Below are 8,976 nucleotides of genomic sequence, written 5' to 3' on the forward strand. Positions count from 1 at the left end.
CAGGCAGTGCCAAGATTATGCAGTTGCAGCAATTAGTCAATATGTTTGGTGCGGATTTACAGCGCCGCTATGGTGAAAAAATTCATAAACTCACGCTACACGGCGGGTTTAGCTGTCCTAATCGTGATGGAACCCTGGGCCGTGGCGGCTGCACTTTTTGTAATGTGGCCTCATTTGCTGATGAGCAAATGCAGCAACAGGGCATTGCGCAGCAATTGGCGGAACAGGCTAAAAAAGCCAATCGGGCAAAACGCTACCTGGCCTACTTCCAGGCCTATACCAGTACTTATGCAGAGGTCAATGCGCTGGCGGCGATGTATGAGCAAGCTTTGGCTGAAGCTGACATTGTCGGCTTGTGTGTGGGAACCCGGCCTGATTGTGTGCCGGACGCGGTGTTGGATTTATTAAGTGGCTATCACCAGCAAGGTTATGAAGTTTGGCTAGAGCTGGGGTTACAGACTGCTAATGATAAAACACTCAAACGTATTAACCGTGGCCATGATTTTGCTTGCTACCAGCAAACTGCCCGCCGTGCCCGTGCCAGAGGGTTGAAAGTGTGCTGCCATTTGATTGTCGGTCTGCCCGGTGAGGCGCAGGCGCAGGCGCAGGCGATGGAAACCTTGGCGAAAGTGGTGGCAACCGGCGTTGATGGGATAAAACTGCACCCGCTGCATATTGTGGAGGGCAGTATTATGGCCAAAGCATGGCGGGCGGGGCGTTTGCCCGAACTGGCACTGGAAGATTATGTGCTCACAGCCGGTGAAATGATCCGCCATACCCCCGCCGACATTGTTTATCATCGGATTTCTGCCAGCGCCCGCAGGCCGACGCTGCTTGCGCCATTGTGGTGCGCGAATAGGTGGACTGGCATGAATGAGTTGAATAATTATATGCTGGCTCATGGCGGGCAAGCCTCTGCGCTGTGATCGGCTACTGCGCGTTGTTTCTCAATCTCTCATTGTGATTTGCAATTTTTTCCACACTTCTCAGCAAGCCATCTTATCTCCGCCCAGTTTTGCGGTATGATTTATACCCTTCGTACTTGAAGTCGCAGGGTTGTTAGCTGTGCGCACTTACCCGAATCACTTACTTGTGTAAGCTCATCGGGATTCGCTTGCTGGCTGCCTACCTGCGACTCCAATGACTTTGGGTATAGATTCCAAGGGATATCCAGAAACACAGACAGGGGTTGCTATGAAGCAAATCAGGGTATTAGCCCAGTACTACGTTGATTTAATGGTTAAGTTAGGGCTGGTTCGCTTCTCATTGCTACTGGCATCTGTGCTGGTGTTGCTGGCCATGGTGGTTCAGATGGCGGTGACATTCGTCTTGAGTGGCTCGGTGGAAACCCTCGATCTGGTGCGTTCCATTTTCTTTGGTTTGCTGATAACCCCGTGGGCAGTGTATTTCCTGTCGGTGGTGGTTGAGCAACTGGAAGAGTCGCGCCAGCGCTTATCCCGGTTGGTTGATAAGCTTGAAGTAATGCGTTATCGCGATTTAGAGCTGAATAAGCAACTGACGGAAAACATTGCTCAACTCAATCAGGAAATTGTCGAACGCGAAAAAGCGGAGAAAGCTCACCTGCAAGTGGTCGACAAACTGAAAGAAGAGATGGGCCACCGTGAGCAGGCGCAGGTTGAATTAGGGCAGCAGTCGGCCTTATTACGCTCTTTTTTGGATGCTTCACCGGATTTGGTTTATTACCGTAACGAAGACAATGAGTTCTCTGGCTGTAACCGGGCGATGGAGCTGCTGACTGGCAAAAGTGAGAAACAGTTGGTCGGCTTGACCCCCAAAGATGTCTATGCACCGGATATTGCCGAAAAAGTCATGGAAACCGATGAGAAAGTTTTCCGTCACAACGTTTCTCTGACCTATGAGCAGTGGTTGGTGTATCCCGACGGCCGTAAAGCCTGTTTTGAATTGCGAAAAGTGCCATTTTATGACCGAGTCGGTAAACGACATGGGCTGATGGGATTTGGGCGCGATATAACTGAGCGTAAGCGCTACCAGGACGCGTTGGAGAATGCCAGCAGGGATAAGACGACTTTCATCTCAACCATCAGCCATGAGCTGCGGACGCCGCTTAATGGCATTGTGGGCCTAAGCCGTATCCTGTTAGACACCGAATTAGACAGTGAACAACTAAAATACCTGAAAACCATTCACGTCAGTGCTATTACTCTCGGGAATATCTTCAACGATATTATTGAGATGGATAAGTTGGAGCGACGTAAAGTTCAGCTTGATAATCAGCCGATTGATTTTACTGGGTTTATGGCTGATTTGGAGAACCTTTCTGGCTTGTTGGTGCAACCGAAAGGGCTGAAGTTCATTATGGAACCGCAGTTACCCTTGCCGGAGAAAGTGATTACCGATGGCACCCGCTTGCGCCAGATTTTGTGGAACTTAATTGGCAATGCCGTGAAGTTTACCCAGCAAGGTGAAATTGTGGTGCGGGTTCGGCGTGAGAGCAATGACCGCTTGATTTTCGAAGTGGAAGATTCAGGTATGGGGATACCTGAAGACGAGCAGGACAAGATTTTCGCCATGTATTATCAGGTGAAAGACAGTCATGGCGGCCGCCCGGCAACCGGCACGGGCATTGGGTTGGCGGTATCTAAACGTCTGGCCCAAAGCATGGGGGGCGACATCACCGTCAAAAGCACCCAAGGGGCCGGTTCATGCTTTACCCTGACCATTAAAGCTCCTGCCGTGCTGGCTGCGTCTAGTGCGCCATTAGGCGACGATACCCCGCTCCCGGCTCTTCACATCTTGCTGGTGGAAGATATCGAGCTGAATGTCATTGTCGCGCGCTCTGTGTTGGAGAAACTGGGCAACAGTGTCGAGGTGGCGATGAATGGCCATGATGCCCTGGCGATGTTCAAACCCGATGATTTTGATTTAGTGCTGCTGGATATTCAATTGCCCGATATGAGTGGGTTGGATATCGCCCGCCAAATTAGGGCTGATTATGGACAGCAATCCTTGCCGCCATTGGTGGCCTTGACTGCTAATGTGCTGAAAGATAAAAAAGAATATTTAGATGCCGGGATGGATGATGTGCTGAGTAAGCCGTTATCCGTTCCTGCGCTCACGGCCATGATTAAGCAATTCTGGGATCATAAGCCTTCTTCTGCCACTAAAAAACAGGAACATATTGTGATGCAAACCCATGAATCGTTACTTGATACTGCCATGCTGGAACAATACATCGATTTGGTTGGCCCGCAATTAATTCATCAAAGTTTGGAAATGTTTGAACAAATGATGCCGAGCTATTTGGCGGTGTTGGATTCAAACATGACGGCGCGGGATCAAAAGGGTATTACGGAAGAAGCGCATAAAATTAAAGGGGCGGCTGGCTCCGTTGGCTTGCGCCACATCCAGCAGCTTGCTCAGCAAATTCAAACCCCAACACTGCCCGCATGGTGGGACAATGTGCAAGATTGGGTCGATGAATTAAAATCAGAATGGCGCAATGATGTTCAGGTTTTACGTGAGTGGGCTGCTGAAGCTGAAAAAAAATAACCCCGACCGAGGCCGGGGTGCGCGAATACTGCGCCAACACCAGGGAAATCGTTAACCTGCGTATTATTTCGATTTCGAGTGGATTCGCAGGTTGTAAGGATTCTTCCATACATCATACAAGCAATAACATAGCAAATGTAAGCGCTCTTGTTACAAGATTCATTAAAATATGTGATAGAGATACGTCTTTGTCACTAGAACGAGTTAAGCAATTGACAGAGTGAGAAAAGGAGAGGTGTGATGAAAACAGTCGGTGTCGTGCTGAGCGGATGTGGCGTTTCCGATGGCGCAGAGATACATGAGTCTGTCTTAACTATATTGGCGCTGGATCGCGCTGGAGCTCGTGTTGCATTCTTCGCACCAGATAAGCCTCAACTCCATGTTATTAATCACCTTACCGGTGAAGAATCCACCGAGCAGCGGAATGTTTTAGTGGAGTCCGCGCGCATTGCCCGTGGTCTGATTAAACCACTTTCCTCCGCGAATCCAGAGGAGTTGGATGCCCTTATTGTTCCTGGTGGCTTTGGTGCGGCAAAGAACCTCAGCGATTTTGCTATTAAGAGTTCTGAATGTGTTATCGATCCGGATTTAGTTAAGCTAACTCAATCAATGCATAAGGAGAACAAACCAATTGGGTTTATGTGTATTTCTCCCGTTATGCTACCAAAGCTATTGGGTAAGCCTGTTCGTCTGACAATTGGTAACGATCCCAATACCATTAGGGCGATTGAAACTATGGGGGGCGAGCATGTTATTTGCCCTGCTGATGACGTAGTGGTCGATACAGATAATAAAGTGGTGACAACACCTGCCTATATGTTGGCAAAATCGATTGCTGAAGCAGCAAAAGGAATTGATAAGCTGGTGGTGAAGGTGCTGGATTTAGCCAAATGATTTCAGCCAGCCGCGGATTAAATTGGCTTTGGTATTGGGGAAAACGGGGTGTCATTAGCATTGTTGCCTTGTGGTTGGCCGGTATTTTGATTTTTGCTTTCCTGCCGGTTCCGTTTTCCATGGTCATGATTGAAAGGCAGCTAGGGGCCTGGCTGACCGGCGATTTCTCGTATGTTGCACACTCTGACTGGGTGCCGATGGATGAGATTTCACCTTACATGGCGCTGGCGGTGATGGCTGCGGAAGATCAAAAATTCCCAGAGCATTGGGGCTTTGATGTCGGCGCTATAGAGTCAGCCTTAGCCCATAATCAGCGCAATCAAAACCGTATCCGTGGCGCTTCGACTTTATCGCAACAAACGGCCAAAAACCTGTTCCTGTGGGATGGCCGTAGCTGGGTGCGCAAAGGGCTGGAAGTCGGATTGACTGCGGGTATTGAGCTGGTGTGGACCAAACGGCGTATCTTGACGGTTTATTTGAATATCGCGGAGTTTGGTGACGGTATTTTTGGCGTAGAAGCGGCTGCTCGCCATTTCTTCAATAAACCGGCCAGTAAATTGAGTGCATCAGAAGCCGCTCTATTAGCCGCCGTTCTGCCCAACCCACTGCGTTTTAAGGTGAATGCGCCAACAGGTTATGTTATTTCCCGCCAGCAGTGGATTTTGCGTCAAATGCGGCAATTGGGTGGGAAAGAATTCATACAGGACAATGATTTAGATTAATGGTTTGATGTTTTGGATAATGGTTTGATTTTTTGAATAGCTAAAAATGGGCCTGGATTTCTCCCGGCCCATAATAGGATTGTTCTTTCTAACTAATTGATTATTTTACAATAGTAAATGCAGTGGTCACATGCTTGACGCCACTGACCTGGCTGGCTATCTGAGCGGCTGATTGCCCTTCTTGCTGAGTCACCAGACCCAAAAGGAACACTTCGCCATTCTCTGTGGTCACTTTTACATTGGAGGATTTAACCGAATCTGCGGTCAGTAACTGTGACCGGACCTTGGTGGTAATCCAGGTATCCATTGATGCAGTGGCCAGATCGACCGGTTTACCCAAGCGCATTTCGTTATACACTTCTGTGGCACCATCAACACCGGCCGCAATTTGCTTGGCGCGGTTAGACAGCTCAGCAGTTGGCGATTGCCCGGTCAGCAAAACTTTCCCTTGATAAGCGGTCACGACAAAACGTGTTTGGCTCTTTATCTGCTGATCTTTGCTCAGCGCGTTGACGACTCTGGCTTCAAGTGTGCCATCATCTACCTGAGTGCCGACAGAACGAGGGTCTGTGGCAGATTTAGTTGCAACGGCCGCACTGCCAACTACGACAGCACCGACACAACCTTGTAATAGCAGGGCGCTGAATAGCATGGCAAAAATATAACCAACCTTCATTCGTGCTCCTTTAATCGTCCTGATGGGGAAATAGAGTGTTATCAATTAAGTCACACAAGCAATTCACTGTCAGCATGTGTAATTCTTGAACCCGGGCGCTACGGTGCGAAGGTATGCGGATTTCAACATCCTGCTGACCTAACAACCCCGCCAGCTCACCACCATCATAACCGGTCAACGCAACAATGGTCATATCACGGGTGACTGCGGCTTCGACCGCTTTCACAATATCACGGCTATTGCCACGAGTGGAAATTGCGAGCAAAACATCACCGGCATGACCGAGCGCGCGCACCTGTTTGGCATAAACTTCATCATGCAAACGGTCATTGGCGATGGCTGTCAGAACAACATTATCAGCATTCAATGCTATTGCAGGCAAGCTTGGTCGTTCTGTTTCAAAACGGTTTATCATGCTGGCTGCAAAGTGTTGCGCGTTAGCCGCAGAAGTCCCATTACCGCAGCAGAGAATTTTATTGCCGTTGAGCAGTGACTGAACCAACGTCATTGCTGCACGGGATATGGCGTCAGGCAGTGCCTCAGCCGCGGCAATCTGGGTTTGAATACTTTCTGTAAAGCAACCTTTGATTCTATCCAGCACGTTGATTTAACTCACTTAATATTTAAAATTCCGGTACAAAACCGGAGAGGAATCATCAATCCGCATTGAAGGCGTTTGGCAGCCATTCTAGCTCGCTACCAGTGATGGCAAAAACATCAAAACGGCACGGTGTAGTGGCAAAACAGGCGTTTCGCTGCGCCAGCCAAATGGTAGCGGCCCGGAGTAGCCGTTGCTGCTTGCTGTAAGTGACACTGGCAGCAGCACCACCGAATAGCGCATTGCGACGAAAGCGTACTTCAACAAATACCCAAGTAGCGCCATCGCGCATGATAAGGTCAATCTCACCACTTTGATAGGTGACATTTGCCGCCTTAAACACTAAACCTGCTCGTTCCAGGTAGTGGCGAGCCTGGTTTTCGTAGTGTGTGCCTGTTTTCCTTTGGCTCATAATTCCCTTCGTCCTTGAAGTTGCAGGGTTGTTAGCTACGTTCGTTACTCGGCCCGTCCATGGGCCTCGCCTCTGCGAGGCCGCTGCAAGCAGCGTTCAAATCGGTTCCTGACCGATTTGTCACCCGAATCACTTACTGGCCGTTGGCATTAAAATAAGTAAGCTCATCGGGGCTCACTCACTTGCTGCCTACCTGCAAACTCCAATGACTTTGGGAATACTCTTTATCATTGAAGTTGCAGGGTTGTTAGCTGCGTTCACTCACCCGAATCACTTTACGCCGCCGGTACTACCATGCCTTGACGGTATTGCAGCCAAGGCAATTTACGGGTGATAACACAATCGGCTGATGCGGTTAAATCACCGGTAGTTCCGCTCACCTGGAAACCAGGAATTTGGCGCATTTCAGCAAAATGATTCGATAATGTCCACGCATCAATACCCATGGCATACAAACGTACCAGTGAATAATCGTTGGCAAATTTGGCCGCAGCTTGTTGCATCAGTGCCGGGTTCGCCCCAGCCATCAATGGGATATCACTGAACTGAATGCCTTCCATTTCCAAACGATAATCCGGGCCAGCGCCAGCCTGATAGCTGCGTGAGCTGGCAAACAGCGCTGGTTTGCTGCGCGTGCTGGTCGCCATATCAATCATCGGCTTAATCAGTGTCAACTCAGCAGGTGTTGCAATGATGTATACCGCATCAATGTTACCGCCGGCAGATGTTGAAACTACAGGTGCATCGACCGGCGGTGCAGGGATGGTCAGGCCCGCAATGGTGACCGATGCAGGTGCTGCGGCAGGTGCGCTTGAAACACTCACCGGTTGACCCGTCAGGCGGATACCCGCACCACTGTTGATGGCTTGTTTCAACTCAGCAGTTGAGCCGAAGTTTTGCTGCAATACTGTCTGCCCGCCTTGTTTCTGCCACTCTTCTGCGAAAGCTTTAGCGACGCGATCACCAAAGGCACCACGCGGGGTCAGCAACAGTGGCATTCTCTTTGCCTGGCTCCACAAATGATGCGCCGCATCGCGGGCTTCATCTTCTGGAGACAGGGCGAAGTAACAGATATTCGGGCTATTGGTACTGACTTCCGGCTGATTCAGCGCCAGAATGTTCAGTGTACTGGGTGTGGCGCTCAGTTGTTCAACTTCGGGTTTCAGTAACGGCCCAACCACCAGTGTTGCACCGTCTTGCTGGGCTTGTGCTAGCAAAGCGGCAATCGGCTGAGTGGTGGTGTCGTAAACTTTAACCTGCGCATTACTGGTGGCAACAGGGGTTGCCACTGGCGCTGGTGTGGCAATATCAGTCACCGGTGTTGCAGTGGCATCAGTAGGTGTCGTGGCCGTTGCCTCTGGCGCTACCGGCGCAGGGGCGTTTACTGGCAAGCCATTCTGTGCGGCAGTAAAACCTTGTTGGATGGCATCGGCAAAGACTTGTGCCGAGCCACTTAATGGCAGCAATAAGGCAATTTTCGCCGTGGATGCTTGGCTGAAGTTACTGATCTGCGTTAATGCCGTAGGCAGATTTTTCGCCGCCGGATTTTGTGGATAACGGTTTTGCCAATCTTTAATACCGGCTTTCAGCAGATCAGGAGCTTGCTTATTATCCTGATACACATGCAGTAAATCCAGCCAGCCTTGCAGCACGTTTTCGTCTGCATTAATGACAATATTATTCAATTCTTGTGGTGTGAGCTGCGCCAGCGCTTGCCAGGTGCCATCAATATTATCTTGATGTGCTTTGTCTTTTAGCAAGGGTTCTTGAGCAATAAAGGCACGTATCAGCGGCAATGTGGCTTTACCCTGATTGGCGGCAATTTGTGCCTGATAGAAGCGAACCTGTTGGTTAGCTGAGAGCTGCGTTGCATCCAACTTGCCCAGAATATCAGCAGCCGCAGGATTATTTTTCTGAGCTACCAGTAGCTCGGCGGTCAGTAATCGCTGCTCCTGACGTTGCGCGTCACTCAGATTAGCGGGCAGAGTGCCGAGCTGTTCTGCCCCTTGAGGGAGCTTCCCTTCACGTAGCAGGGCACGAATGGCGAGTAATTGCCAGTCAGCCTTGTTATCATCACTGCTCTGTTGCAACTGTTGCAGATAATAGTCAGAGTTAGCGCTTGCTTCGTCCTGTATATTTGTGG

The 8,976-nt window shown here is 49.8% G+C and carries 8 protein-coding genes; 4 read left to right on the forward strand and 4 right to left on the reverse strand.

Annotated elements, in window-relative coordinates; genetic code table 11:
* Positions 1-17 precede the first annotated feature (17 nt).
* The 4 genes from ACNSO8_RS01865 to mtgA all read left to right on the forward strand — a co-directional run bounded on the left by ACNSO8_RS01865 (position 18) and on the right by mtgA (position 5,147).
* Entirely contained in the window at positions 18-926 is a 909-nt protein-coding gene (locus ACNSO8_RS01865) for a TIGR01212 family radical SAM protein (RefSeq protein ID WP_418393651.1), read from the forward strand.
* 268 nt (positions 927-1,194) lie between these two features.
* The gene (gene arcB, locus ACNSO8_RS01870; protein ID WP_418393646.1) at positions 1,195-3,531 is read left to right on the forward strand and encodes an aerobic respiration two-component sensor histidine kinase ArcB; all 2,337 of its coding nucleotides are present in this window, start codon (positions 1,195-1,197) and stop codon (positions 3,529-3,531) included.
* 240 nt (positions 3,532-3,771) lie between these two features.
* Positions 3,772-4,425: an isoprenoid biosynthesis glyoxalase ElbB gene (gene elbB, locus ACNSO8_RS01875; RefSeq protein ID WP_418393647.1), complete on the forward strand. Its 654-nt coding sequence runs from the start codon at positions 3,772-3,774 to the stop codon at positions 4,423-4,425.
* Positions 4,422-5,147 carry a monofunctional biosynthetic peptidoglycan transglycosylase gene (mtgA, locus tag ACNSO8_RS01880; protein ID WP_418393648.1) on the forward strand — a complete coding sequence of 242 codons (726 nt, stop codon included), beginning with the start codon at positions 4,422-4,424 and terminating at the stop codon, positions 5,145-5,147. Before elbB ends, mtgA begins: the two co-directional genes overlap by 4 nt.
* Positions 5,148-5,247: 100 nt before the next feature.
* Here mtgA and dolP read toward each other — a convergent pair whose 3' ends face one another.
* The 4 genes from dolP to ACNSO8_RS01900 form a co-directional block, all read right to left on the reverse strand.
* Positions 5,248-5,823, reverse strand: coding sequence for a division/outer membrane stress-associated lipid-binding lipoprotein (gene dolP / locus ACNSO8_RS01885; protein WP_050110982.1), 576 nt, complete (start codon positions 5,821-5,823; stop codon positions 5,248-5,250).
* 10 nt (positions 5,824-5,833) lie between these two features.
* Positions 5,834-6,424 (reverse strand): DnaA initiator-associating protein DiaA, encoded by a 591-nt coding sequence (diaA, locus tag ACNSO8_RS01890; RefSeq protein WP_004710884.1) that lies wholly within the window; start codon positions 6,422-6,424, stop codon positions 5,834-5,836.
* Positions 6,425-6,479: 55 nt separating this feature from the next.
* A complete protein-coding gene (locus ACNSO8_RS01895) occupies positions 6,480-6,833 on the reverse strand; it encodes a YraN family protein (protein WP_418393649.1) in 354 nt (117 codons plus the stop codon).
* 275 nt (positions 6,834-7,108) lie between these two features.
* A partial coding sequence (locus ACNSO8_RS01900; protein ID WP_418393650.1) for a penicillin-binding protein activator occupies positions 7,109-8,976 on the reverse strand: 1,868 nt, incomplete at its 5' end.

It is taken from the genome of Yersinia sp. LJYL362, assembly GCF_048323875.1.